26 protein-coding genes and 1 pseudogene are annotated in these 26021 nt (G+C 47.4%); 8 read left to right on the top strand and 19 right to left on the bottom strand.

From position 1 onward, the window contains the following. The first annotated feature begins 1 nt into the window (after position 1). Positions 2–328 (top strand): YnfA family protein, encoded by a 327-nt coding sequence (locus C7I86_RS14375; protein WP_010873932.1) that lies wholly within the window; start codon positions 2–4, stop codon positions 326–328. A gap of 129 nt (positions 329–457) precedes the next feature. Here C7I86_RS14375 and C7I86_RS14370 read toward each other — a convergent pair whose 3' ends face one another. Next, complete coding sequence (locus C7I86_RS14370; protein ID WP_010873931.1) at positions 458–2386, bottom strand: heavy metal translocating P-type ATPase; 1929 nt, start codon at positions 2384–2386, stop codon at positions 458–460. Positions 2387–2467: 81 nt separating this feature from the next. On the opposite strand from C7I86_RS14370, the gene C7I86_RS14365 reads away from it, so the two are divergent. Beyond that, positions 2468–3580 (top strand): precorrin-8X methylmutase, encoded by a 1113-nt coding sequence (locus tag C7I86_RS14365; RefSeq protein WP_010873930.1) that lies wholly within the window; start codon positions 2468–2470, stop codon positions 3578–3580. Positions 3581–3645: 65 nt separating this feature from the next. Here C7I86_RS14365 and C7I86_RS14360 read toward each other — a convergent pair whose 3' ends face one another. The 4 genes from C7I86_RS14360 to C7I86_RS14345 form a co-directional block, all read right to left on the bottom strand. Further along, the gene (locus tag C7I86_RS14360) at positions 3646–4983 is read right to left on the bottom strand and encodes an MFS transporter (RefSeq protein WP_010873929.1); all 1338 of its coding nucleotides are present in this window, start codon (positions 4981–4983) and stop codon (positions 3646–3648) included. 114 nt (positions 4984–5097) lie between these two features. Next, positions 5098–5781, bottom strand: coding sequence for a glycoside hydrolase family protein (locus C7I86_RS14355; protein ID WP_223211300.1), 684 nt, complete (start codon positions 5779–5781; stop codon positions 5098–5100). 79 nt (positions 5782–5860) lie between these two features. Beyond that, a complete protein-coding gene (locus C7I86_RS14350) occupies positions 5861–9025 on the bottom strand; it encodes a CusA/CzcA family heavy metal efflux RND transporter (protein WP_010873927.1) in 3165 nt (1054 codons plus the stop codon). A 38-nt stretch (positions 9026–9063) separates the two neighbouring features. After that, a complete protein-coding gene (locus tag C7I86_RS14345; RefSeq protein WP_010873926.1) occupies positions 9064–9711 on the bottom strand; it encodes an efflux RND transporter periplasmic adaptor subunit in 648 nt (215 codons plus the stop codon). Positions 9712–9829: 118 nt separating this feature from the next. Here C7I86_RS14345 and rppA point away from each other — a divergent pair, with 118 nt between their 5' ends. Beyond that, a complete protein-coding gene (gene rppA, locus C7I86_RS14340; protein WP_010873925.1) occupies positions 9830–10534 on the top strand; it encodes a two-component system response regulator RppA in 705 nt (234 codons plus the stop codon). Further along, positions 10531–11895 (top strand): two-component system sensor histidine kinase RppB, encoded by a 1365-nt coding sequence (gene rppB, locus C7I86_RS14335; protein WP_010873924.1) that lies wholly within the window; start codon positions 10531–10533, stop codon positions 11893–11895. The genes rppA and rppB overlap by 4 nt, the downstream gene beginning before the upstream one ends. A 266-nt stretch (positions 11896–12161) precedes the next feature. On the opposite strand, the gene C7I86_RS14330 is transcribed toward rppB, so the two are convergent. The 4 genes from C7I86_RS14330 to C7I86_RS14315 form a co-directional block, all read right to left on the bottom strand. Continuing rightward, positions 12162–12398, bottom strand: a complete 237-nt coding sequence (locus tag C7I86_RS14330; RefSeq protein ID WP_020862003.1) for a UmuC protein — start codon at positions 12396–12398, stop codon at positions 12162–12164. 127 nt (positions 12399–12525) lie between these two features. Beyond that, positions 12526–12888 (bottom strand): HPP family protein, encoded by a 363-nt coding sequence (locus C7I86_RS14325; protein ID WP_223211299.1) that lies wholly within the window; start codon positions 12886–12888, stop codon positions 12526–12528. 643 nt (positions 12889–13531) lie between these two features. Beyond that, the gene (locus tag C7I86_RS14320; RefSeq protein ID WP_010873921.1) at positions 13532–14920 is read right to left on the bottom strand and encodes a nicotinate phosphoribosyltransferase; all 1389 of its coding nucleotides are present in this window, start codon (positions 14918–14920) and stop codon (positions 13532–13534) included. Positions 14921–14944: 24 nt separating this feature from the next. Further along, positions 14945–15964 (bottom strand): bifunctional nicotinamide-nucleotide adenylyltransferase/Nudix hydroxylase, encoded by a 1020-nt coding sequence (locus tag C7I86_RS14315; protein WP_010873920.1) that lies wholly within the window; start codon positions 15962–15964, stop codon positions 14945–14947. Between the two features lie 177 nt (positions 15965–16141). On the opposite strand from C7I86_RS14315, the gene C7I86_RS14310 reads away from it, so the two are divergent. The 3 genes and pseudogenes from C7I86_RS14310 to C7I86_RS14300 all read left to right on the top strand — a co-directional run. Next, complete coding sequence (locus C7I86_RS14310) at positions 16142–16378, top strand: type II toxin-antitoxin system Phd/YefM family antitoxin (RefSeq protein ID WP_020862005.1); 237 nt, start codon at positions 16142–16144, stop codon at positions 16376–16378. Beyond that, complete coding sequence (locus C7I86_RS14305) at positions 16359–16742, top strand: type II toxin-antitoxin system VapC family toxin (protein WP_020862006.1); 384 nt, start codon at positions 16359–16361, stop codon at positions 16740–16742. Before C7I86_RS14310 ends, C7I86_RS14305 begins: the two co-directional genes overlap by 20 nt. A 128-nt stretch (positions 16743–16870) precedes the next feature. Then, positions 16871–17170: pseudogene (locus C7I86_RS14300) on the top strand (Rpn family recombination-promoting nuclease/putative transposase); the annotation flags it as partial. 13 nt (positions 17171–17183) lie between these two features. Here the strand turns inward: C7I86_RS14300 and map are convergent. Next, complete coding sequence (gene map, locus C7I86_RS14295) at positions 17184–18008, bottom strand: type I methionyl aminopeptidase (RefSeq protein WP_010873918.1); 825 nt, start codon at positions 18006–18008, stop codon at positions 17184–17186. Positions 18009–18124: 116 nt separating this feature from the next. Between map and C7I86_RS19535 the strand changes: the two genes are divergently transcribed. After that, a complete protein-coding gene (locus C7I86_RS19535; RefSeq protein WP_020862007.1) occupies positions 18125–18310 on the top strand; it encodes a hypothetical protein in 186 nt (61 codons plus the stop codon). Between the two features lie 78 nt (positions 18311–18388). Here C7I86_RS19535 and blaOXA read toward each other — a convergent pair whose 3' ends face one another. From blaOXA to C7I86_RS14245, 9 genes are all read right to left on the bottom strand, one after another. Next, positions 18389–19303 (bottom strand): class D beta-lactamase, encoded by a 915-nt coding sequence (gene blaOXA, locus C7I86_RS14285; RefSeq protein ID WP_010873916.1) that lies wholly within the window; start codon positions 19301–19303, stop codon positions 18389–18391. A 78-nt stretch (positions 19304–19381) separates the two neighbouring features. Beyond that, the gene (locus tag C7I86_RS14280) at positions 19382–19783 is read right to left on the bottom strand and encodes a RidA family protein (protein ID WP_041426059.1); all 402 of its coding nucleotides are present in this window, start codon (positions 19781–19783) and stop codon (positions 19382–19384) included. Between the two features lie 58 nt (positions 19784–19841). Next, positions 19842–20006, bottom strand: coding sequence for a hypothetical protein (locus C7I86_RS18780; RefSeq protein WP_020862010.1), 165 nt, complete (start codon positions 20004–20006; stop codon positions 19842–19844). Between the two features lie 69 nt (positions 20007–20075). After that, the gene (locus tag C7I86_RS14275; protein WP_010873914.1) at positions 20076–20939 is read right to left on the bottom strand and encodes an SDR family oxidoreductase; all 864 of its coding nucleotides are present in this window, start codon (positions 20937–20939) and stop codon (positions 20076–20078) included. Positions 20940–21630: 691 nt separating this feature from the next. Further along, entirely contained in the window at positions 21631–22422 is a 792-nt protein-coding gene (locus tag C7I86_RS14265; RefSeq protein ID WP_010873913.1) for a CPBP family intramembrane glutamic endopeptidase, read from the bottom strand. A gap of 330 nt (positions 22423–22752) precedes the next feature. After that, positions 22753–23487, bottom strand: coding sequence for an SDR family oxidoreductase (locus C7I86_RS14260; RefSeq protein ID WP_010873912.1), 735 nt, complete (start codon positions 23485–23487; stop codon positions 22753–22755). Between the two features lie 245 nt (positions 23488–23732). After that, a complete protein-coding gene (locus C7I86_RS14255; RefSeq protein ID WP_010873911.1) occupies positions 23733–24563 on the bottom strand; it encodes an alpha/beta fold hydrolase in 831 nt (276 codons plus the stop codon). Between the two features lie 42 nt (positions 24564–24605). Beyond that, positions 24606–25163: a DsbA family protein gene (locus C7I86_RS14250; RefSeq protein ID WP_010873910.1), complete on the bottom strand. Its 558-nt coding sequence runs from the start codon at positions 25161–25163 to the stop codon at positions 24606–24608. 221 nt (positions 25164–25384) lie between these two features. Then, the gene (locus C7I86_RS14245) at positions 25385–26014 is read right to left on the bottom strand and encodes a response regulator transcription factor (protein WP_010873909.1); all 630 of its coding nucleotides are present in this window, start codon (positions 26012–26014) and stop codon (positions 25385–25387) included. Between the last annotated feature and the right edge of the window lie 7 nt (positions 26015–26021).

Below are 26021 nucleotides of genomic sequence, written 5' to 3'. Positions count from 1 at the left end.
GATGATTCTGCGATCACTGCTTTATTTTGTCATGGCGGGTTTGTGTGAAATTGGGGGCGGATACTTAGTTTGGTTATGGATACGGGAAGGTAAAAGTGTTTGGTTGGCATTAGTTAGAGCAATTTTACTCACCGTATATGGATTTGTAGCAACGCTTCAACCTGCCAACTTTGGGCGAGCCTATGCCGCCTATGGCGGAATTTTCATCATCCTCTCCATTATCTGGGGATGGCAAGTAGACAATGTGGTAGTCGATCGCCTGGACTGGCTTGGAGCGGCGATCGCCTTGGTTGGTGTATTAGTGATGATGTATGCTAACAGGGCTTAGAGCGTGTTTGAAAAGCCCCCCTGGCCCACCAAGTTTGGGGGGAAACTAAGTCAAAGTCCCCCAGTATTGGGGGATTTAGGGGGCAGAATCAGACTTTATAAACAGGTTCTTAATTCCATCATTAATTAATTACCCTCTTAGTAACCGCAATCCACTCAACGTTACGATTACCGTCGAGCCTTCATGCCCCAAAACCCCAAAGGGCAGCGTGATATTACCCGCAAAGTTTGCAATCAACAGAATCATCACAAAACCAAGGGCAAACACAATGTTTTGTTTGACCACTCCTTGAGCGCGACGACCCAAACGAATGGCGTGTTCTAACCGCTCCAAACGATCCGCCATTAAGACAATATCTGCGGTTTCTAAGGCCACATCACTACCAGCGGCCCCCATCGCAATACCAACAGATGCCTGAGCTAAGGCGGGTGCATCATTGATGCCGTCTCCCACCATGGCGACGGATTGATACTGCTTCTGGAGTTGGCGAATCACATCCACTTTATCTTCGGGCAAAAGTTCTGCATAAACCTGATTGACTCCCACCTGTTGAGCAATGCTGTGGGCGGTACGTGAGTTATCCCCAGTTAGCATGACAATTCGCTCAATTCCTAATCGTTTTAATCGGGCGATCGCCTGGGCGGCGGTGGGTCGTACAGTATCTGCCACGGCAATGAGACCTAAAATCTCTCCAGCGTAGGCAACCCAGACGACGGTTTTACCTTCAGCTTCCCACTGCTGACTTTGCTCTATCAGGTTTGTAGCAACATGATTGACCTGGGCCTGAACAAACACGGCTTTACCAACTATCGCCTGTTGGCCCTCAATGTCTCCGATAATGCCCTGTCCCGCCTGCGCTTGAACGTTCCTGGCTGTTGCCCAGGCTTGGTTCTGTTGACGGGTGAAGTCGGCGATCGCCTCTCCGATGGGATGTTCCGATAAACTTTCCAGGGCCGCCGCGATTTGCAGAAGTTTGTCGGTGGATGGCTGAGTGGCGAGAATGTTCACAACTTCAGGTTTTCCAGTGGTCAATGTTCCAGTTTTATCAAAAGCAATCACCCGTACTCGTCCAATCCGCTCCAACTGCGCCCCGTTTTTGAATAAAATGCCTTGACGCGCTCCATTGGCAATACCAGAAAGTAAGGCCGGCATAATTGATGCCATTAGCGCACAGGGAGAAGCCACCACGAGAAAAATTAAGGCACGGTAGATCGTCTCTTCCCAACTCCAGCCCAGCAAAAAAGGCGGCAACGTACCGAGCAAGAGTCCGGCGATCACAATTACCTTGGCATAACCGCACTCAAATCGTTCAATAAACTGTTGCGACGGGGGAGCTTCGGTTTGGGCTTGCTGAACCAAACGAATCACACGCTGAATCAAGCTACTTTCCGGGGGTTGATGGATTTTGAGCCGCAGTACCCCATTGCCATTGATCGTGCCGGCAAACACCTCATCGCCGATCGCCTTTTCCACTGGCATAGATTCCCCCGTGATGGAAGCCTGGTTCAGGGTGCTAAACCCTTCAATGACCAAGCCATCCGTTGGCACCAACTCTCCCGGTTTCACCAAGACTTGATCCCCCATCTTCAGTTCTGAAATGGGAATGGTTTGCTCCTGTCCGTTCCGCAACACTCTTGCTACATCAGCGGTTAAGCTCATCAATCCCTGGATACTCCGCTCCGTCCGTTGCATCGCGTATCCTTCCAATGCCCCACTGATGGCAAAAATAAGAATCAGAACTGCCCCATCCACAATGAGGGTATATTCCCGTCGCCAAAGTCCCAACCCGGCGGCCCCCAAGGCGGCCACAATCATCAGCAGATCGACATCAAATTCTTTTTCTTCAAAGAGGGTTGTTAATCCCTCACGGGCATTGTCAAATCCACCAATCACATAGGCCGCTGTTAGGACAAAAAAGGCAATTCCCAACCAGCCCAAGTTAAGCATCTGCCAGCCCAGAAAGACCAGCCCGCCACAGGCGATCGCCGCCACTGCATCGGGATGATCTTTGAAAAGGTTAGAAAATCGAAAGGCAGAAGAAGGGGGAGTTACAACCATGCTTTTTAACTTGGATTTTTACCTTCTCAGCCTAAACCTTAACATTAGTGTCAATGTCAAGGTTTTGAGTAAACTAAAGGGATGAAGACTAATCACTTAACGATTAAAGAACTCACAGATGCAGTGGGAGGTGGCGTTACGCCTCGCATGGTGCGCCATTACCACACCCTGGGATTGCTTCCCCCCGTTCAACGCTCAGAGGGCAACTACCGCCTTTATACTCAGCAGGACGTACAACGGCTCCAACGAGTCATTGCCCTCAAACAGCAGGGCTTTCAGTTGTCTCATATTCGGCAACTGCTGGATAGCCATTCTGAAGAGAGCCTTGATCCCACCCTAATGGTGCAGTTGCAACAGCAATATCAGGCTGTGATTCAGCAGATTACTCGACTCCGCCAAACCGCATCTGCTTTAGAAGGATTACTGGGACGCGACCAGAGTTGCCAGATTACCCAAGCGGAAGCTCTGGCCCAACTGAAACAGCTTGATGTGGATGTCCAGGAGGGGTTAGGAAAACTCGATCAGTTGTGGACGAACCTAGATGCGGAGACAACAACTCATCCAGAAGCCTTTCAGGAATCCCTCAAACACCTGCTACCGGATTTATCGGCTTACTCTGAAATTACCATTCACTTACTACATCAATTAGTGCTGGCCTGTGGTGATGTTAGCTTGGTAAACGCCGTTCGATTGAGTCAGGGAGCGATCGCCTCGGCACGAGATGCACTGAAAGCAGGGTGTCCAGTCGTCACCGATGTTCCGGTTGTGGCTGCGGCTCTTGATCAAACTCGGTTAGCTCATTTAGGATGTACGGTTAAAACGCTGATTGACGACCCTCACATCACAGGGCTTAGGGAAGCCGAGCAAGCTTTTTGGCACCATGACCATTGGCAACAGCGGTTACAACAGATTCCCCAAGGATGTGTGCTGGCGATCGGCTATGCCCCTTCTGTTTTACTCACTGCCTGTAAGCTGATAGAGCAACAACATATTCAGCCGGCTCTTGTGATCGGAATGCCGATCGGTTTTAGTCATGCTCCGGGGGCAAAACGACGACTGATGACCAGTCCCATTCCCCATATCACCATTCAGGGGAGCCTCGGTGGAGGACTTCTAGCCGCAGTAACGCTAAACGCTTTAGTGGAAACATTGATTGCAAAGCCAGATTGCCACTGCTATCTCACTTGTCTTTAGTGCAGTAAAGGTTGATAGGGAAAGGATGGTGAAAGTTTTGGACGCATGGTTTTTAAGCGGGTAGTTTAAGGACTCGCCTTATAAAAATGGAAATGAAGATGATTGTGGCTAAAATTCAGCACAGTTGTCGCAGGATGAAAATGACTATGCTCGGAGTCATGGTGATGGGAATGTTCGTGCCAAAATCCTGGTTCCATCGGAGTGGAGGGTCGTAACAGATAAAACAGGGCAAATAAGCTGAGGGCTAAAATCCCCAGATAGAAAAAACTATTTTGAGCAAAGTGACTGCCTAACCATCCCGCCAGAGGATAGGAAAACGCCCACCAGAGATGACTCCAGGCAAAATTGGCACCATACACTCGGCCTTGAAGCTCTTTGGCTACGCGGTCGGCAATCAGGGTTTGGGTGGGGACATTAACCAAGGTTTGGCCGATACCAGCCCCAGCCCACAGGAGCAATAATCCCTGAAGATTGACCATCGAGACGGGTAGAATCGCAAGACTCATTACTACAGCCCCAATTGTCGTTAAATAGATTCGTTTTCTCTGTTGCTGAGTGTTGCCCAAACCGAGGGAAGCCACCGTCGCTCCCAACCCAAACGCCGCCATTAGCCAACCATACTCCAGCTTACCCAGGTTTAAAATGCCTTGGACATAGCCCACCGTATTCACTAAAATCCCTGCCCCGGCCAAGGACACCACCAACTGCATCGCTAGAGCATAACGAATCAGGCGATCGCCGAAAAGACATTGGGTTCCTGTGCCGATGTCCCGTCGAATTTGGGCCAAGTTACGGACAGGCTGGGCGGTTGAATTAGCTAACAGTTTTCCTGGCAAGGTAAAAATTAAACCAGCGGCCATCAAAAAAGTTAAAGCATCCCCCCAAAAGATTGTTTTTGTTCCCACCCAAGCGGCAAGACTCCCAGCCAACCCTGGCCCCAAAACCCCCAAAAGTTGATAAGTGGCACTGGATAAGGCGATCGCCTGGGGATATTCATCCTCCTTCGTCACCAGGGGAATGGTTGCGGTATAGGTCGGAGTAAAAAAGGCGTTAAACACATTCAGCCCCAGAACCAGCCCGTAGATTTGCCAGGCCTGGGTCACCCCAGGAAATAAACAGACAATCCCCAGCCGTGCCAGATGGGTAATCACCATCATTTGCTTGCGATCATAACGGTCGGCGATCGCCCCCGCAATGGGAGACAGCAAGACAAACACCGTTACCCTTAAGGTTAAGGCCCCTGCCAGGATCAACCCCGCCCCTTGACCCGCCAATTCAAAAGCTAAAAGTGCTAATCCTACCCAGGTCAGGGCATCCCCCAGCAAACTAATGGCTTGGGCTAGGTATAGCTGAGCAAATAGACGGTTCCGCAAGCAGTGAAAGATAGGCGGTAGTTTGCCCATTGTGGGGGTTTGGGGTAGAAAATTGATCTCTATTCTATGCCCCCAGGGGGGATATTGATGAGGGCCTTGAGAAACGTCCTGTCCCCGCAATAGTACTTGGTACTGAATCGAATATTAATTAGCTTGGTCAAGTTCTTCTGCTAATAGTTTTTGATAAATTTTGGGTAAAGAAGCGGTCATTCTATTGTCTTCAATGCCGTAACCCAAACTTGTCCAAGTGCCAGAAAGTTTTTTCAACACTTGTTCGATATTTCCCTGTTGTAATTGGGTGGAAAAGTCCATGCCCCAGTGGTGTTTATCGGTCAACCATCGATAGGTTACTAAATCCTGAAATTCAGGCTCAAAGTTATAGTGTGATTTTCCCAAATGACGTTGAGGGTGATACAAAGCCGCTTTTTCCTGCCAAGTCTTAGTCAAAAATTGATAACGTCCTGCCGCTGTGGAGCAATGCCCTTGGTTAACATCTGTTTTGATGGCAATACAAGCATTGGGATGGCGACTTAAATCATGGGTATGTTGACCGCCATAGAGTAAAACGTAGGGATTTTTAGCATTAGATTCACTGGCTGAAATTGTCCGCATTAAAGCTCTAATGTAAGGATCTCCTCCTTCCATGGCTAGGGATGGTAAATGGCCAAAAAAGGAATTGATGTTTTCAGTTTCAGGAGACTTTCTAATAAAAGCTGCCAAGCAAAGAGTAAATAATAAAGTGGCCAGAAAAAAATGGCGTGACCAAGATGATTGTTGAGACCTTCGACGATGATGATAGTGGCGAGTTGTGTTTTGGGTAATGGTCATGGAAATTAACCAGAAAAAATGTGGTAAAAAAATCTCTCCCACCGTTGTTAATACAGCCAGAAGAGATAATAATTCACGTTTAAAAATGCGATTTTTGAGTGCTGACCCTATCGTTACGCACAAAAGGAGCAATGTGGTCTCCATTGGTAGGCTGTTTGGGCATTAACCATTTACCAAATTTGGCATACAAAGCGGGTAATACCAATAAGGTTAAAGCCGTAGAAGTACACAGTCCACCAAGAACAACGATCGCCAGGGGTTGGAGAATTTCGTTCCCGGCACTGCTGGCCGTTGCCAACGGTAACATCCCTAAAGCTGAGGTCAAAGCGGTCATTAAAATGGCATTGACCCGTTCCATAGACCCCTTAAAGATTGTTTCTTTTAGTTTCATTCCCTGGGCGAATTTCTGGTTGTAGTTATCCACCAGTAATAGTCCGTTCCGTACAGCCACCCCAAACAGGGTAATAAAACCGACTAGGGAGGCAATAGAAATGACACCGCCAGTGAAAACAACGGATAACAACCCCCCAATTAGGGCTAAGGGGAGGTTAATCATAATGGCGATGGTAGCGGGGAGGGATTTCACCGAAAAGAACATCAATATCCCAATCACTAAAGCGGCGACGAAGCTAAACAACAGTAAGCTATTGGTTGCCCGTTGTTCGGACTCAAATTGCCCGCCGTATTCGATGAAATAGCCCTGGGGAAGTTGTACTTTCTCCTTAATTTGAGCCTGGACATCTTCCACCACGCTTCCCAAATCCCGCTCAGCGACGTTGGCGGAAACCACAATTAAACGGGAAACGTCTTCGCGGTTAACCACATTGGCTCCCATGCCGTAGTCTATTTTAGCCACGTCCCCTAGGGTAATCATTTGACCGGTGGGCGTACTAATGGGGATTGCCCCCATGGCATCAAGACTATTCCGCTCAGTTTCCGGTAGCATCACCACCACATTCACTAACTGTTGATCTTCAGGAACCTGGGAAACAATCCGGCCATTTAAAGCAGTTTCAACAACAGCAGAAATGTCAGCCATCCTTAACCCATACTGGGCAGCGGCGGCACGGTCATAGTGAATTTGCACTTGGCGGATAGGAAGTTGGGGTTCGAGTTGCAGGTCAACAATTCCTGGCACAGTTTTCATCGCTTCCTGTACCTGCTCTCCGATGGCCCGTAGTTCCTTTAAGTCAGGGCCAAAGATTTTTACGGCGATCGCACTCCTGACCCCTGATAACACCTCATCCATCCGATGGGAAATAAAGCCCCCCATATTAGAAGCTACCCCCGGCAATTGGTTGAAGGCTTTCCGTAATTCTTTAACACTAGCTTCCCGATCTTTGAGGGCTTCATCGCTCAATTCCACATCAACGTGGGCCATGCTGACCCCAGCTCCATCGGCATCCCCCGGCGCACGACCCGCCCGAATTTGTACCCATTCATAGAGGGGATTATCCTTGAGGTTATTAAACAGGGCCATCCCCGCTCGATTGGTCATGTCGAGGGAAACCCCTGGAAAAAGAACCATGGAATTGACCATGGATTTTTCTCGAAACTCTGGTAGAAAAACCCGTCCTAGACTAGGAACCAAAGAGACTGAGGCAATCACAGCGATCAGGGCTATGCTCAAAATCACTTGGGGAGCGCGGAGGGAAAAATTTAACAACGGACGATATAACCGCTCTGCCCAGCGGGAAACAAAGGTGCCTTCCTGGGGCAGTCGTTGGTTAGCCAAGAGAATCCCACACAAAGCCGGGGAAACGGTCATGGCCACTAGGGTGGAAGCACCGATACAGAGTAGATAGGCTAAACCCATGGGGGCAAAAATACGCCCTTCTACCCCCGTTAAGCTGAAAATGGGCGCGAAAACCACCACGATGATCACCGTGGAAAAAATCACTGCTAATCGGACTTCCACCGAGGTTTCATAAACTACCCGCAAAGGATGTTTGGGATTGCCCTCGGCCTGGTTAGTGCGTAGTCCCCGATAGCAATTTTCCATATCCACAATGGAGTCATCTACCACGGAGCCGATCGCCACCACTAGCCCCCCTAGGGTCATGGTATTAATGCCCAATCCCCAGGCTTTCATGAACATCAAACCAATTAGCAGGGAGAGGGGAATCGCTGTTAGGGTAATCGCCGCCGTGCGCCAGTTCATTAAAAAAATCAGCATAATCACCGAAACGATGACAATCCCTTCTAAGAGGGAAGTGCTGACGTTGCGAATGGCGGAATCAATAAAGTTAGCTTGACGAAAGGTTTGGGCAATTTGTACATCGGCAGGAAACGTGGGTTTTAGAGATTCAACCACTGCTTCTACTGCTTTAGTCACTGTGGGCGTATCCACATCGGGCTGTTTATTGACCATCATGACGATCGCCGGTTGACCGTTAAAGCTCCCATCCCCCCGCTTCAGGGCACTGCCGGTTTTAACTTCAGCAACGTCCTCCAACAGAATTGGTTTGCCGTCCACCACTTTCACCACCGATCGCCGTAGGTCTTCAATGGACTGCATTTGACCCAGACCCCGTACTAATAGCTCTTGGCCACCGCCAATCAAGAAACCCCCTGGGGCATTGGAATTCGCTTCTGCACTGGCTTGGGTAACTTCATTGAGGGAAACCTTGAGAGCACGCAGTTTGGCTGGATCAACTAAAACCTGTTCCTGGCGCTCATCCCCCCCGTAGAGGGTGACTTGGGACACCCCTGGTACAGAAAGGAGCTGGTTACCGACGGTGGTTTCTAATAATCGTCGTAAGTCCATCAGGTTGGAACTGCCCCCATCCTTGATCGTAAAGGCATACTGCACAATCGTTCCCAAGGGAGAAACCAGAGGCGAAATTTCCGGGGGATGACTACCTTCCGGTAGTTGATTAGTTACCTGTTGCAAGCGTTCCGTCACTGTTTGACGGGCTTTATAGACATCTGCATCCTGGTCAAAGACCACGCTGACCATGGAGAGGCCCACCTTAGAAGAAGAGCGCACCGTTGTCACCCCCGGTAAACCATTCACCGCACTTTCAATGGGAACGGTAATTTGGGTTTCCACTTCTTCCGGTGCCAGACCAGGAGCTTCGGTGTGAATATCCACCTGGGGCGGCGCAAATTCAGGAAACACATCCAGGGGCATTTGGCCCACGCTGATAATCCCCCAAAGGGTGATGCCAATGGCCGCAATAACAATGAACCACCGTTGGGCGATCGAGGTTTTGAGAATTTGATTGAGAAGCGTATTTAACATAGGTCAATAAAGGCAAGGGCTAGAGCAGGAAGTTAAATTTATTTGCCAAAAAAGTTTTTGCCTTTGCGACTCAAGTTAAACGCCCGTAATCCCAAAATTCCGGCCCCAATGACCCCTAGTCCTCCCAAGGCGATCGGTAAAACGGGCAATCCTGGTTCCGCCGCCACGGGGGGACTTGCTTGGGTTTCATTGGGAGCCATACTTGTCGTCTCCGCAGGAGCCGTATTTTCAGCAGCCTCAGCCACAACTGGTTCTTTGGTCTCCGTCTCTGCCGTTGGGGTTTTGCGGGATTCAGCATAAAGGGATAAAGAACCCTGGGTAACTAATTTTTCCCCCACCGATAACCCTTCGGTAATTTCAATCAATTCCCCCTGGGTTGCCCCCGTTTTCACCGGCACCGGCTCATAAAATTCTCCATACTGCACAAACACTAATTGTTTATCCCCCCCATCTACCAACGCCGTCGCCGGAATATAAACCCCCGCACTACCATCTGGCGCAGAGGCGATCGGCTCCACCACAATGCCCAACATGGAATCGGTTTCTGCATTCACGGCAACCCGATTAATGCCTCCCTCGGCTTGAAACTCGTCACCGTGACCCACATGGGCTGTTACGAGATTGGGAGTTCCTAGGGTCAAACCCAGTGCCAGAAAGGAACTTGCTAATTGAATTGTTTTCATCACACCACCTCAAATTGGGAATTTGTCCAAGATTTTCCCAGTCTGCCAAAGGGGGTATGAAATTCAGGTGAAAATCTCCTTCCCCCGCTAAGATCAGACCGTTATAAAAAAGGCAGAGGCGATGCGAATTTTGCTGGTGGAAGATGAGACGGATTTGGGAATGGCTATTAAGAAAGTGCTAGTTAGTGAAAAGTATGTGGTGGATTGGGTGACGGATGGCTCCCAAGCTTGGGATTATTTGGAAAATCAATGGACGGAATACACCCTTGCCATTGTGGATTGGTTACTGCCGGGATTATCGGGTTTGGAACTCTGTCAAAAACTGAGAACCCAGGGTAATTCCTTGCCGGTGTTGATGTTAACAGCGTTAGGAGAACCGGAAAACCGTGTCGAAGGACTAGATGCCGGGGCAGATGACTATCTAACAAAACCGTTTGTGATGGCAGAGCTATTAGCAAGACTGCGGGCACTACAACGGCGATCGCCACAATTCCAACCGCAAATTTTAACTTTGGGCAACTTCAGCCTTGATCCCAGTAATAATCTGTTATCGGTAACTATCTCGGAGCCACTAAACCTAGAAAGACAGGAAATTGCTTTAACCGTAAGAGAATTTCAAATTTTTCAATATCTGATGCAAAACCCAGAGCGGATCATTTCCGGTAGCAAGATCCGGCAACAACTGTGGGATCTTGATGAGGAGCCCATGAGTAATGTGGTGGCGGCCCAAATGCGTTTGATACGACGCAAGCTAGCTCAACAAAATTGTCCTTGCCCAATTAAAACAGTTCCCGGTCAAGGCTATCGGTTCACCCTATCGCCATGAATACCCGTCGCCTCTTTGCCCGTAGTCGTCTGCAATTGGCTTTCTGGTATGCCCTAGTAATGGGGGGAATTCTTACCCTGTTGGGGTTGGGGGTTTATCGTGCCATTGTGCAGGCCAACTGGATGGCGTTGGAGCGAGAAGTGGAGTCGATCGCCGGGACGTTGCATGACAGTTTAGAGCCGATGTTGCCGAGTAATGCTAGTCCCACCGGAGTATTACAAAAAATGTTGCCCGATCTGTGTTTGGTCAACCAACCCTGCCAGGTCAACCCCACCCTGATTGAACGTCACACGTTGGGCATTAGTGATCGCAGTTTATATTACATTCGTTTATTTGATTATCAAGGCAACCTGCTGGCTTTTTCGCCTAATCAACCGGCTTCCCTATCCTCCATTTTTAACCAGGAAACTTGGCAGACTATTCACCCCCCAACCGGCGATCGGTATCGACAATTCACCACCATTTTGCATAGCGCCGGTAATACAGACAAATCTTCCTGGGGCTATCTACAAATTGGCCGGAGCCTGGCAGCCTTTGATGCCGAAAATAAACGTATTCTTTGGATTTTAGGGCTTAGTTTTCCCATTGCCCTGGGTTTGGTCGCCTTCTCCAGTTGGGGCTTAGCGGGGTTAGCCATGCGTCCCATTTACCAGTCCTACCAACAACAACAACAATTCACCGCGAATGCAGCCCATGAATTACGATCGCCATTGGCTAGTCTGTTGGCCACGGTGGAAGCGGTATTACGCATCGACTCAAGCCATTCCCCAGAAATTAACACCATGCTACATACCGTTGAACGACAGGGAAGGCGATTAAGCCAATTGATTACGGATTTATTGCTACTAAGTCGCTTAGAGCAGGAAACCACCGCCGAAGATTGGCGGCTTTGTTGTTTAAATGATTTAGTCAGTGACCTCACCGAAGAGTTTTTAGAATTAGCGATCGCCGCCCACATTGATCTCAGCAGTGATCTGAGTTCAGGGGAAGTTTACGCCTGGGGTAATGAATCCCAACTCTATCGACTGGTCTCAAACCTAATTGCCAACGCCATTCAATACACAACTGCTGGGGGACGTGTTGATATTACCCTGACATCCCATGAACAGATGGCTATCATCACCGTGCAAGATACCGGCATCGGCATTGCCCCCGACCAACAGGAACACATTTTTGAGCGTTTTTACCGAGTTAATCGAGATCGTTCGCGCAAAACGGGGGGGACAGGGTTGGGACTCGCCATTGCCCAGGTGATCACCGTTAAGCATAGGGGGTCTTTAACGGTGGAGAGTGCATTGGGTAAGGGAAGTTTATTCACCATCCAGTTACCCATTTTTTCTGTACCGATAGTCCATTCTTAATTCTATTTTATCAACTTTACGCCGTCAAAATTTTATACTAAAGTGATTATTTATGGCTAAAAAGCACCTCAAAAAATAAAGATTTTATTGAGAAAAGCCCGATATAGGGTAATCTTTTTTGCAGTAAAGCAGTTAATCAATACTCTTTAAAAGAGTTAGGATAGAAAAACAGATTCTAAGAAAGAAAAAATACTTCTAACTTGCTTGTATTACTTTTGTCTTGTTGAATATTTTCAAAAGTGTGATCACATAGGAATACTGACTGGTTAATCTGATGGATTAAGACAAAGCTGAATTTCTTCCCCATAATTCGTATTACTTTGATTTGGGGTCAGTTCGAGAAAGGCTTCATCAATGGAATAAATTTCCACGACGGGGCTAAATAATTGCAGGCTGGTCATTATCCTGTGGGATAAGTCGCCGTACAAACAGTAATTGGAAGAAAAAACCTGAATATTATGTCGCTTAACCAAATCTGGAATTTTGAAGAACGGCACTCCCATCTTGACTCCTAAAGCTTTAACTCTAAGCCGCACCGCTGGGATCCCTGCATGGGAACCCAGCTGAGATGGCCGTTGATCACTGGACAGGTACGATGATCGCCTCAACAATCCCACAACCGAAACAAAATTATAGCCAGTGCTTAGGATAGGTTCTTTCTTCCGCCAAATTATTGAAAACTACAGCACACAGCACTAAAAGTATTGAACCTTCCAAGGTTGGCGTTAGGATAAAGTTCCAGTCTGGTCTGGTCATCATAACCACCAAAGCAACGGCTCCTGAAGGAGGATGCAATGTTCCAGTAAATTGCATAATGCCGATGGCTAGCGACACTGCCGCCCCCATCGCCATGGGTGAAGAACCGAGAAAATGCAAAACCGTTAGACTCACCAATGCCGCTAACAGATTGCCACCGATGACGTTACGGGGTTGGGCTAAGGGGCTATCAGGAACACCAAAAATCAAAACACTAGTGGCCCCAAAGGGAGCCATTAAAAGCGGGGAATTCGTTTTTACCGTCAAGTAAGCACAGATAGAGATCGCCAAAAAACTACCGAACCAACTCCAAAAAATGTGGCCATGATGAGGCTTCTCAACCGGGCAGGTTAAAGGGCAGGACCGCCATCTGTGTAAGGTCTTGAACCAATAGTCTTCCCATTTTAATCGGGCTTTCCTGTAGTCAACCATGAAGGACTGAACACTCCTAAAGTACTGCCAAAAAAGTAATAAGTACGCTGCTATGCACAGTAATCATCGAATTCAGCGAAGATTGGCACTATGCAACAGAGCCGATAAACCAGCCAGCGTAGGAGAGTCATTGCCCCACAAAAGTTAAGATAACATAACGTTTTGCCAAAAAGACAAATAAAAAGTAGCTTACTTTACAGTATTTATTCCATTGATGTTGAGCTTTAAGAGTGATAGTCAACAAACTAAGACTGCCCTAAACCTTTTTTGTGATGTTTCAGGGAGCGATCATCAATGAACTATGCTCATACAACAGCAACAATTCACCGCCAATGATAAGGTGGATCCCTGAAACTTAGGTACCTCAGTGCTAAATTAAACATTGTAGTAGTTCCTTATGTACTTATCATCTCGAGACAGAACTTTATCTAGCTTTGCTTTATCCCCACTAGCTTGCGGGAACATTGACCCTGATTAATGGCCAGGCTCGTTGACGAATAGCATCCAAGCATTGGTCTTGCAGTAAATGTCCATTTTCATAGACAACCTGCAATAAATCCTCAGAAGAAGTGGGTACAGTGCCATAACCAGAGTCAGTTTTAACCAGGGATAATCGCCCCTTTTTGCTAGTTTTACCAGGATCAGTAACAGGGTCTTTATAAACAGGGATCGCCTTGTCCTCCACCGTTACCTCACTGCACTTCATGGCAAATTTTTGGGTATCCCGATTCACCTTTTGCAACAAAGCTCCCCCCATACCAAAAGCTAAATTAGTAGTACTAAAGCCAAGGCTCTCAGTCTTCTCTAGAATGGCGCTGATACTCTCTTCATCAACCCCATCCCCTTGGATAACCCGCACAGCATTTAGAACTCGAAAGCCCTTACTGTTGAGGGTGCTGCCAAAACAAGCCTCCAACCGTTCCAAAGTTTGGGCCACAATGGCCACCGGGTCACCTGAATCCGGACGGATAACCACCGTAGCCCCCGAATCAAGCACCTGTGCCCTTAGGTGATCGCCCCAGAGATGGTCAATGGCATTCCAGAGATCATAGGAATCGGAAACCACCGCCAACACCGACCCTGGCTTGGCAAACTGGGTCAACATATTTTCATAGGCCAAAACTTCCCCTTCCCTTCCCCAAGCTGTAATGGTGGAATGTTCTGCGGCGGGAATCGAATAGGCCGCCATGGGGCAGTTGTAATATTGCTGCCCATACACCAGGGCCTTTACTGTGTCAGAACCTTGGAAATTAACTAAGTGAGCCAGTCCGCCAATGCCGGACGATTCACCACTAGAAACCCCCCGGGCCCCAAAATCGTGGAGTTTAAAATTGATTTCACCATCAGGATCATCCGCAGTACGGCATAGGGATTGATAGATGCGTTGTTTTAAATGCCAACTCTGGGTTGCCACCGTAATGGGATACCAAACCCGCATCAACAAAGTTTCTAACCAGGAAACTAACCAAAAAACCTTTGGGTCCGTGGATTCCACTGTCATCAAAACATTATGAACCGGGATGACCGAGCCCTCTGGAACCGCCTTAATACGTACAGGTAAACGACCCTGCAAATCCTCCGCAATGTATCGCCAACCGCCATAGTTGAAAGGTAAGCCATGGGCTGTCAAAAGGCGATTAGCTTCCTCCACCATCCAGGGTTCAATGGATTGAGTCAGATACCGCTTTAAAATGTATTGGAGACCAAAAAAGACAGTGACAGGATACCTTCCCCCACGACTTTCCACATAGGAATACATTGCCGTTGTGTCAGGAGGATACTGCAACCAGTGGCTCACTTTATAGGAGTCCACATCCAGAATGAGATTAGTATTCATGGTAGTTAAATCAACAGGATGGGGCTAAACTTTGCTGACAAAATGCTGAATAATCTGGAAGTGATCTTCGTAAATTTGTTCTTCCTGGGCATAGAGATCCGCTAAGGACATCCACCAAGCTTTTTGGGCATCATCGCCCCCTTTTACGGCTGGCAATTCGCCCCCCGGCAATTGGATGAAGTACGCGTGGGTGATAGTCCTTCCCCGTAGGGAGCGCCCAGGGGCATCAAAAACGTGGCTGTCCACAATGGAACCCCGCAAAACCGGCAGAGGCACCTTGAGACGGGTTTCCTCCTTCAACTCCCGCAACATTCCCTCCACCAGAGTTTCATTTTGCTTAATAAAACCCCCGGGTAAAGCAATTAGTCCCAAACCTGGTTTGGCTTGACGACGTACCATCAGCACATGACCCGCTTGCACCACCACGGCATCCGTGGTTATAAAAGTCGGAGCATAGGGAGCCGTGGCCCAGGCCTGTTTATAAGCCTGCAAAAATTGATACTCATCACAAAGAGCAATGTACCGCTCACTCTTTTGAAAAGTTTGTAAATAGTCGGCGATCGCCGGGGGCACTTTATCGAGATAATCCCCTTCCTTACCCTCAAAATAAGCCCCACGAATAGCGGTAGAACTGAAATCTGGATAATGGCCCGTTTCCAAGTAATCCCATTGGGGAAACAAATTCAAGTAATAGGAAGAAGCATCTTTGCGATGGCCCAAAACAACAACGGAATTGCTACCCCCAGTAATTTTCAAAACCTGTTGCTGCACCGCTGCCAACCACAAATTATCGCTGTAAAGCCAATCCCGCACCGTCAAAAAATGCACCCTTTTCAGTATTTGGGGGCTTAAACAAGCCTCAATCATCGCCATCCGTTCTGGCGATCGCCAGGGGTTGCGGGTATCCGCGGCCACCCGATGACTACCTAAAATGATAATGACTTGCTCAGCCTTTTCTAGCGCAAGATTAAGGGTGCGTAAATGACCGAGATGAAAAGGCTGGAACCGACCAATGTAGATCCCGTATTGATATTTAGTTTGCATACCAGACTCCCTGGATGGTAAACATCCTCTCCCCGAGGACTGACTCAATTATAGTAGATTTCACCAAAATATGGCAACATCTGATGACTGCGGCTGGGCGAAAATAGACTTTTGAGGGAAAGTATCTTGCTTTGATGTACGTTAGACTAATTTTGAACGTACATTGAACAGAATAGGATGAAACAAATTACGCCAACGGAGCTGAGGGGTAATCTTTACAACCTGCTAGATGAGGTGCTGGCAACCGGCATACCGCTGGAAATTAATCGGGGGGGTAAACGCCTACGAATACTGCCAGTGGAGGAGCCGGATAAGTTCAAGAACTTAGTACATCGTCCAGGGGTTATCATTGGCGACCCGGAAGAGTTGGTCACCATTGATTGGGAGGGAGAGATTGAGCTCGATTTACCTTGACACCCACATTGTTGTTTGGCTCTACTGTGGTTTAACGGAAAAGTTTTCTTCCCTGGCCAAATCACTGATTAACAGTAACGACCTAACCTTCTCTCCCATAGTACGACTAGAGCTCAAATATCTTCTTGAGATTGAAAGAATTACTGCATCGCCAGAAGCTATTCTCACCACTCTGGAGAATAATATTGGCTTATGTAGCTGTACCAAGAACTTCGACCAAGTTGTTTACCAAGCATTAACACTGGACTGGACAAGGGATCCTTTTGACCGTCTGATTACAGCCCAGTCTGCGTTGACTGACAGTTTACTGCTGACTAAAGACCAAAAAATTCTTGCTCACTATGACTATGCCCGTTGGTCTTAGAAAGTACACTTTCCGAGACTACTCCCCAACCCCGTCTCTTTTTATGTCTCAATAGTCCCTTTTACCATACCCCTAAAGTTGTGAGACTCTCAAAACATGGTTATGGCGATCGCCCTTAGAATTTGGGTATGTTTGACAATCTGTGCAAATTCCTCGCCGAATCCTTTTCCGAAGACTATGCCGCCTGGTTGCTGGGACGACCAATCAAATTGACTAAGCTTAGTCCGACGGAATTATCCCTGGAACCAATTTGGGCTGACTCCCTAATTTTGGAGCAATCGGAAGACTTGGTGTTGCATCTGGAATTTCAAACGGAGCCTGAGCCCACCATGGGTTTTCGGATGTTGGACTATCGGGTAAGGGTTTACCGCCGTTTTCCCCAGAAGACGATGTACCAATTTGTCATCTACTTGAAACGTAAAAGGCATTGCGGCTTGAAATTTAGGCAAGAGTTAAAATTTCTACACCTTCCTCAGTCACAACAACAGTGTGTTCAAACTGAGCAGAGAGTTTTTTGTCCTTCGTAATTACAGTCCAACCATCCGCAAGAAATGTAAGCTCATAAGTCCCTTCGTTTAGCATCGGTTCAACCGTAAAAACCATTCCTGGACGCAGCTTCAACCCACTGCCTCGTTTGCCATAGTGAGGAATTTGAAGTTCTGTATGCATCTGCCTGCCAATGCCATGCCCAACCATATCTCGAACCACTGAGAATCCACTTGCCTCGGCATATGCTTGAATTGCCGCACCAATATCACCAATTCTTGCCCCAGGCTTGATTTCAGCAATCCCTCGCATCATCGATTCTTGAGTCGCTTCAACTAATTTTCGGGCAGTTGCGGATACCGAACCCACTAGAAATGTTCTCGAAGTGTCGCCGTGGTAGCCTGCCAACCTGAGGGTCACATCGATATTGATAATATCCCCGTCCTTGAGGATTTGCTTTGGGTTCGGTATTCCATGACAAACCACTTCATTAATGCTGGTGCAAATTGCCCCCGTGAAAGGGGGATAACCAGGAGGTGCGTAGCCAAGGGTGGCGCTGATTGCCCCATGATCTTCCATCCAACGCGTCGCCTCATCATTTAAAGCTTGTGTACTTACTCCAGGCTGCACCATTGACTCAAGATGATTGAGGAGATTCGCCGCAAGCTGTCCCACCCGCCGCATCTTGTCCAATTCTCTAGCCGAAAGTAAGACAAGCCCTGAGCTAATTGGGGGATGCACAAGATTTCTAGTGATTGAAAGCAAATTTTGATGGTTCACAGATTAAAGCCTCGTCCTATCATGCTGGTTCATGCTAGCACAGCATAGCCTAGCATGATACGAGCCGGGCCATTATTGGTATCTTAGAAACAGGTAAAGCAAAAGTGAGACTTAAGATGGGGGGCAAAACGGATTTAGAGCGAGTGGTTGCTTACATTCCTGCTGAGCGTAAACGAGAACTGGAGGAATGGGCACAGACAGATGAACGGTCTGTCTCCTGGCTGGTCGCAAAATTAATTGACAAGGCTTTGCAAGAACGCCGACAGCAGCCCAGTAACTCAAAAAGTTTGCTACATCAGTAAACAGCAAACCTTTAGCATCTATCGGGGCATCAATGCCTATTTCTTTTGTAGATGGAGTATTCAATTCTGGCACTTAAGCTATTTCCGATCTTCTTCCGCAGGCAATGCATCAATGGATTGCAAGATATCGCGTGTAATTGCCTCTCTTTTATAGAGGTCGTCCAATCGGTTTGGCGTATCTATATTGAGAGCAAAGAATACAGGACCTGTGGGCCATTCGACCCACCCTACCCACCAGCCCCAGCGCCCTTCCCAGCCAGTTTTAGCCCGTAGGATCCAATTTCGCCCTGCTTCAACGATTATAATATCCTTGACTAATCGTTGGTGCTCAATCCTAAAAGGGAGTTCATTCTGATACAGCTTTTGTAAAAAATGAATTTGCTCTTGTGCCGAGATTGTTAATGCTCCATCAATCCAATAAGCACCTTTGCTAGTACTTGAGTCTACATTCCCGTAGTCAATTTGCGTCAGATATTCTCTTGCTTTCGCTTCACCGATTTCGGCAGCAAAAATTTCGTAAACCCAAACGGCTGAATTTCGCATTGCTGAGCGTAAGGTTTGATCTTGATTGTGGGGAGCGAAGTTCCTCTCCACTCCATCCCACTCAAAAACTTGAAATTCATCACGAACAACCCCGGCATCAAGCGCAAAGAGAGAATGCGGAATCTTAAACGTTGATGCTGGAGAATAGGCTCTGTCAGCCCGTTCCTGGTTGTAGACCCACAACTGATGAGCACCTCCGCGCTGATCTAATACCACAATGGTTCCTTGAGCCTCAGCGCCATCGAAGAAACTGGCCCAATCCGATCGCTCTTGCCTTTCTACACTGCCCAAAGACCTATTATCTAAGGTGGTCGAATTACTTATCTTCGGTCGCTGCGCAATCTGTGGAGTATGTAGTCTATTACTAAGCTCTGCTGAGACAGGTGAAGTAAGCAGCATTTCTGCGCTACCCACGACCAAAGAAACAAGTAAAAGGAAACGATGATTCATAATGCCATGTTGCTGCGGTAAAAGTTTTTGTTCTACGTGTAGGTAGCAGCACTAGCGACAGCGCCGCCCACGCAAAACTCATGGGACAATTGCGGTAACCCGGATCTCAATCCGCATTGTCGGCAGCCCTAGTGCTGCAACTCCTACCTGTGTCCAAATTGGGGCATGGTTAGGCATGTAATGGCGATATAGCCTGACCATCACATCGTTCACCTCTGGGGGCAACCCACCAACATGATAAGAATTGACATGGACAACGTGCTCCCAACCTGCCCCGGCAGCCGCCAGGGTTCGCTCTATATTTTGAAATGCCTGGGCAATCTCATCTGCGAGCAACTCGGGAATTTGCAGGTTGTCATCCCAACCACCTTGACCTGATGTCTCCACACGATCGCCAATTTTTACTGCTTGCGAGTAATGCAATTCATTCAGCATGTATTCCCCATAGCCGGGGGTAACAAAAAACTCAGGCTTATTCATGGTTTTTCTCTGTTCAGTACGATGATCGATAGGGGCTTCTAAATCCTTAGGTTTGGCGCTAGGGCGACTGACTAGAGGATGTAGCAATCGCATCTTCTGTTTGCAGCGCAATGCTTTTCTCCTTCGCCCCTGCAATTGTAGTAGCCAATGTCCACCAGAGCCATAGGCGCGGCGCGATCGCCAACTGTCCTGTTTCATCTTGTTTTTCATGCTGCACCATCATAATGTTTACCCCAGAGTTGCACTTCAACTCTATATCTGTACTATTCGGCCTAGGCTGATTGGGCTTCGTCTAGCCAAACATTGCTGCGTAGTCACAGGCGAATGTATTAAAACTGCGCGGCTCTTTACCAATTGCGTCCTGTATACCAGACGAAACTGCTGCAGCCTCATTGCGTCGGTAGTGCGCATAATCCTCAATCACGCCGTCTGCTTGCCAAGGTGGCATCCCAATGTTGAGCAGTTGATCGCGCATTACTTCAGAAGGAATATCGACAAATGCAATCTGACGATTGAGCGCAGCCGAGAGTTGTTCTGCCATCTCAGCATGAGTCAATGCCTGTGGTCCGGTGAGGTTGTAAATCTTTCCCTCATGTTCTGTTTCTGTTAGGGCAACTACTGCAACGTCCGCAATATCGCGCACATCTACCACGCTGACTTTTGCATCACTGATCGCCGCATAAAAGGCGTTTTGGCTCGTGATTGTCGATTGAAAGTTTAATAAGCCCTGCATAAAGAGGTTGGGACGCAGAAACGTGTACGTCATTCCTGATCCTTGAATTGCCGCTTCGACTGCGGCATGGTAACGCAAAAAGCGCACGGGCGAATGGGCATCGGCTGCAAATTGCGATAGTTTAACGATATGCTTGACACCATTCTGACGAGCGGCATCAACAAACGCGAGTTGTTGGGCTTCTGCGCGTTCTGTAGAGTTCGTTAAGAGAAAGGCACGGTCTACTTCAGCCAGCGCCTCCAACAGCGTCTCAGGGCGATCAAAGTTCCCCTCCACCACTTCAACATTCGGGAATGCAATCTTCTTTGCTCGATCAAAGTCACGAACCATGGCGCGGACTTGCACGTTCTTTGCTGCGAGTCGCTTGACAATCTCCGTACCGTTGCTCCCGGTTGCACCAGTTACTAAAATCTTCCGGTTCATTGGAAACCTCCTGATGGGGTGTTGTAGTAAATTTTGACTAAAAAATGAAGACTTAAAGACTCAAATTAACGTTTCGTACAGGAATATTGCTATTGGATAAAGTCAGTCGCAATGGGATCAGGATTAACGACGATGAATAGGCTGGTTTGAAGACCCGAAGGCAGATTTAGGTATCCAAGCGCGATCGCTGTCAGACAGACTTCCAGTGCGAGGTACAGGAAAGTGAGTGAATCGTTTCATTATTTGTTCTCCGGTGAAGCTCATTCTCTGTACCACACACGCACACATTGAAAGTAGTTGACTGTAACGCCCTGGCTAATCATCACTGGATAAACTCCATTACTGACCGTCACGCCGTAGACACCATCACTTGTGCTTTTCAAGCTATCTGGTAGAACAATAGTTTCAGCGTTGATTATCCTTATACTCGTACTTGCAATCCACTGATTGACCTCCCTAACAACCTCCAAGAAAGATTCATACTCGGAAGGTCCGCCGAAGGGTCCCCGTTCAGTGATCCGAGGCGCAAAATCTTTGTATTGAATCATTTGATTCGCCATCTTAAAACTGTAGAGTTGAGCATCAATTCAAGTAGTGGGCATCGCTCACCATCTTTAAAGCTTTTCTTTGTAAAACCTTTCACGGTAAAGCTTTGTGGGCAGTGATAGCTCTATGAGATCTATTTCAGAACTTAAGCCAACCTTGCCAGTAAACCGCTAAGAATAGGGGTAAAAACATGAAAGCTGATATGGGCTAACATTGCAGCCTCTAGCGAATATTGCCAAAAGAGCCAGCCAAACGCGATTCCCACAATCCCATTCAGTAACAACGCCCGAATAATCACAAGTGGAGTGAGGGGAACGATCGCGGCAGTCGCGGGCAAGTGTAGTAGTCCAAATACCAACGCAGCTAGAACGATCGCGCCCTGGTAAATTCCTTGACTGGGCAATGTAGTGCCTTGTTTGAAGGCTTTCCACGCTATCCAAACAAGCAGCGACATTAAGCCCCAGCGCATCAGAATTTCCTCAGTGATGCCACCATAGAACATTGCTGTGAGCAAATTCAACCAATTTGGTTCTGTATTATTTGCTGCCCGTAGCGTTTCAGGTAGGGCAGGTTGCATCAACCGATCAAGCAACAAGATAACAATGGCCGCCACTGCACCGATACCCAGACTCCACTTCATCTCAACAGCAAAAGATGGAGACTTAGCAGTATGAAACACCCAATGATCAATCAAATGGGAGCTTAATCCAACACGATAGGCACAGCCAATTCCGATCAGAATGCTGATTGTCAGCAGAATTGAATACTGTATTCCTTGCAGAAGCATTAAAATCCACAATGGCGGCACTTTTTCCAGTATTTCTGGAGACAGTTTCGCTAACTGTTGCTCGACTAAAGGAATAGATGTGATCGTGAACATCACAATTCCCACAATGCCCAATCCAAATAAAATCCCTAATTGTTTCAGAATTGCCATTGGTTTAATCTCCAGATGATCTATCCTATTAGCTCATGCCAGCAACTACCATCGTCGGGATTGTAAGCAAGTTGAAAACAACGGGAACGATAACAGCAGAAGATCTCGGCAGTGGCGATCGCCGCTCCTAACCCGCGTGAACCCTCTGTAACCAGTGCAACTTCGCTCTTTTTACTTGGTGCTGATGTTTCATTGTGAACAGAAGTTTGTCCGACAGCGTTACAGCCTACCGTGAGAATAAGCGCCATAACAGCTAAAAGATGAAATGGTTTCATTACAACAATGTCCTTTGTGTTGGTGATAACGCTCCTATGCTTTGATTGATTCTCTTCAAAACGTACTGGCCGTCGGTCGGACTATGATTTCATTGACGTCAACATCGTCCGGCTGGGAAACAGCGTATAAAACGGCTCTGGCGATCGCCTCTGAGGTAAGGGCGGTTTTGCGAAGTTCTTCTAACAAGCCTTTGGATGACTCATCGGTGATATCAGAGCCAAGTTCAGTGGCAACGACTCCCGGAGAGATGGTGGTGACGCGGATGTTTTGTGATTCCTGCCGCAGTCCTTCAGAAATTGCCCAAACCGCATACTTGGTTGCACAGTAAACTGCTGCAGTGGGCACTACCACATGGGCACCAATGGAGGCAGTATTGATGATTTGCCCGCCCCCTTGCGCTTCCATAATTGGCAAGCCCGCTGCAATGCCATTAAGCACGCCACGAATATTCACATTAATCATGTTGTCCCATTCCTCGACTTTCAGGGCATTCATCGGCGACAGGGGCATCACGCCAGCATTGTTAAAGATGACATCGACACGGCCAAATTTGTCGTTGGCGAACTCAACAAATGCTTTTACATCGTGGCGATCGGTGACATCAACCGTTTTAAATTCTGCTGTCCCACCAGATGCATGAATCTGTTTAATTAGCTTCTCTAGCTTGTCTATCCGCCGTCCCCCCAAAACAACTTTTGCACCATTTTGGGCGAGCAGTTTCGCGGTGGCTTCACCAATACCGCTACTGGCTCCAGTGATGACAATTACTTTATTTTCTATATTTAACATGGTGAGTTTTCCTTGTGTTTTAGTGAGGGTGAATTAAAGAAATATGCCGCTAAAGACTTAAATTCTCTGAGCATTTACTCAGCAATTATCTTCAGTAAGTAAAGATGCGATTGCACCGCCAACATTTTTGTCCTCAGAACTCAACTTGTTGATTTACAAAACTCCATCTAGACTAACGTGAGCCTGATTCAATGGATGAATCACAGAGTTCTCCCGTAAGTCAGAAATGTAGTAGTTGATTATTCCTACTGAAGAAAGTTCAATAACAGGGGATTTACCTGATCAGCATGAGTCCAGTTGATGGCGTGCGGTCCGCCAGGGATAATCTCAAGCTGACTGTTTTTAATCCGCTTTGGCAGTCTTGCAGCGGTGGACTCCAGGGGCAAAATGCGATCTGCATCGCCATGGATAATCAGAGTCGGCACGTCAATGCGGGGCAGATCATCACGAAAATCGGTGAGCCAGGATGGTACACAGTCCAAAGTCCCTTTAGCAGAAGCCCCTGCTGCTACATTCCAACTGGCTTGAATTGCTTCATTGCTGATGCGCTCACCCAGCAGCACATCAACATTGAAGAACTCTTTGAAAAAGGCAGAGAAATAAGCTGGACGATCGTCAACAATCGCTTTCATAATGCCATCGAAAACGCTTTGGTCAACGCCTTCAGGATTGTCGTTTGTTTTTAACAGAAAGGGCGGTACTGGAGCCATCAACACAGCTTTCTGCACCCGCTCTGAGCCGTATTTGCCAAGATAACGTGTGACTTCACCTGTTCCCATTGAAAAACCGACCAGCACAGTATTTTGCAAGTCAAGCTTGGTCATGAGTGTATGCAAATCGGCGGCGAAGGTATCGTAGTCATAGCCAGATGAGGGCTGACTGGAAGCACCAAATCCTCGGCGATCGTAGGTAATCACTCGATACCCTGCATTTAGGAGCACCAAGACCTGCTTTTCCCAGGAATCGCCGTTGAGGGGAAATCCATGAATCAGAACAATGGGTTGACCGGCCCCAAGATCTTCGTAATAGATATCAATGGTTGCAGAATTTTCTTGACCAACAGTAACGTAAGGCATTGGAATTTCCTAAGTATGAATTGGAGGCAAAGATTGGGGAGACTAGTAACTTGAAGCAATAATGGTTGCGATCAACTGTTTAATATTCCAGCAATCGCGATAGAGAATTCCATTAACAAAAAGTGCTGGAACAGCCATCACTCCACTTTGTAAACCGCCTTCAATATCTTTCTTGATGCGATCAACGTGCACTTGTTTAGCCAACTCTTTGAGAAATTGAGGAATATCAAGTCCTAAATCATTGGCGTACTCGACAAGATAACCATTCTCCAACCTTTGTTGATGGTCAAATAAGGTATCATTCATTAACCAAAACTGTCCTTGGGCAGCAGCGGCTTCGGCAGCTTGGGCGGCTCGTTGAGCATGAGGATGGATCTGTACTTGCGGAAAATGACGGAAGATAAAGCATGAATAATCCTCTCCAAAAGAAGCACTAAGCTCTCGTTTGATGACTTTAATCAGCTTGTAAACATCCGCACTTCTGGAGTCTTGGTAATCTCCATACATCACCAGTACGACCTTGGCACTCAGCACACCTTGCATCCAATCTTGGGTTGAAGGTGGTACAAGTAAGGAACCGTGGTTGCGATCTTTGCTCATTTTTCTACATCTATATCAGACATGAAACCTTGCAATTAACTTGCTCGATTACTTGACTGCGTCTCTATTTGCATAAATTCAATATAGGCAATCGCCTTCAAACCGTCTTCTACAGCAAGTTAAAATTTTTATAGTATAAATTGATGGAGCAACCATGCCATCGTAGAGTAAAAGGCTGGTTATAACTTAAGTTAGAATCCTAGTCTGATCGAAAGTACACCTTACAAACTGACAATGCCGCGTTTAACGGCAACAATCACAGCTTGGGTGCGATCGCCGACATCCAACTTATTCAAAATCCGATTGACATGGGATTTAACAGTACCTTCACCGATACTTAAAGCGGTCGCAATATCGGCATTACTCATGCCCTGCGCCAGTGAGCCGAGTACTTCTAGTTCTCTTTCACTCAGTTCCGGATTGCTGAGACGTTGAACTAACTTTGCTCCTACATCGGGCGGAATATACTTCTGACCCCGATGAACGGTGCGAATCGCATTCAGAAGCTCGTCAGGTTCAGTTTCTTTCAACAGATATCCTTTTGCTCCTGCCTGCAATCCCCGATAAATATCTTCGTCACTATCATACGTGGTCAGGACAATAATTCGAGCAAATTTAACGATCGCACAAATTGCACTGATAGCAGCAACTCCTTCCACTTCAGGCATTCGCAGATCCATTAGCGTTACATCTGGTTGGTGTTCCTCAAATAGCGCGATTGCTTGTTCCCCATTTTCGGCTTGGGCAATCACCTGCATATCTGGGTCACGGTTAATAATCGTGGCTAATCCTTGCCGAAAAATAGCATGGTCGTCCGCAATCAAAACCCGAATAGTCGTGGCTTGGCTCATCGTGATT

The sequence above is a fragment of the Synechocystis sp. IPPAS B-1465 genome (assembly GCF_003015225.1).
In the GTDB taxonomy this organism is placed as follows: domain Bacteria; phylum Cyanobacteriota; class Cyanobacteriia; order Cyanobacteriales; family Microcystaceae; genus Synechocystis.
This window is presented reverse-complemented; position numbering and strand designations above follow the sequence as displayed.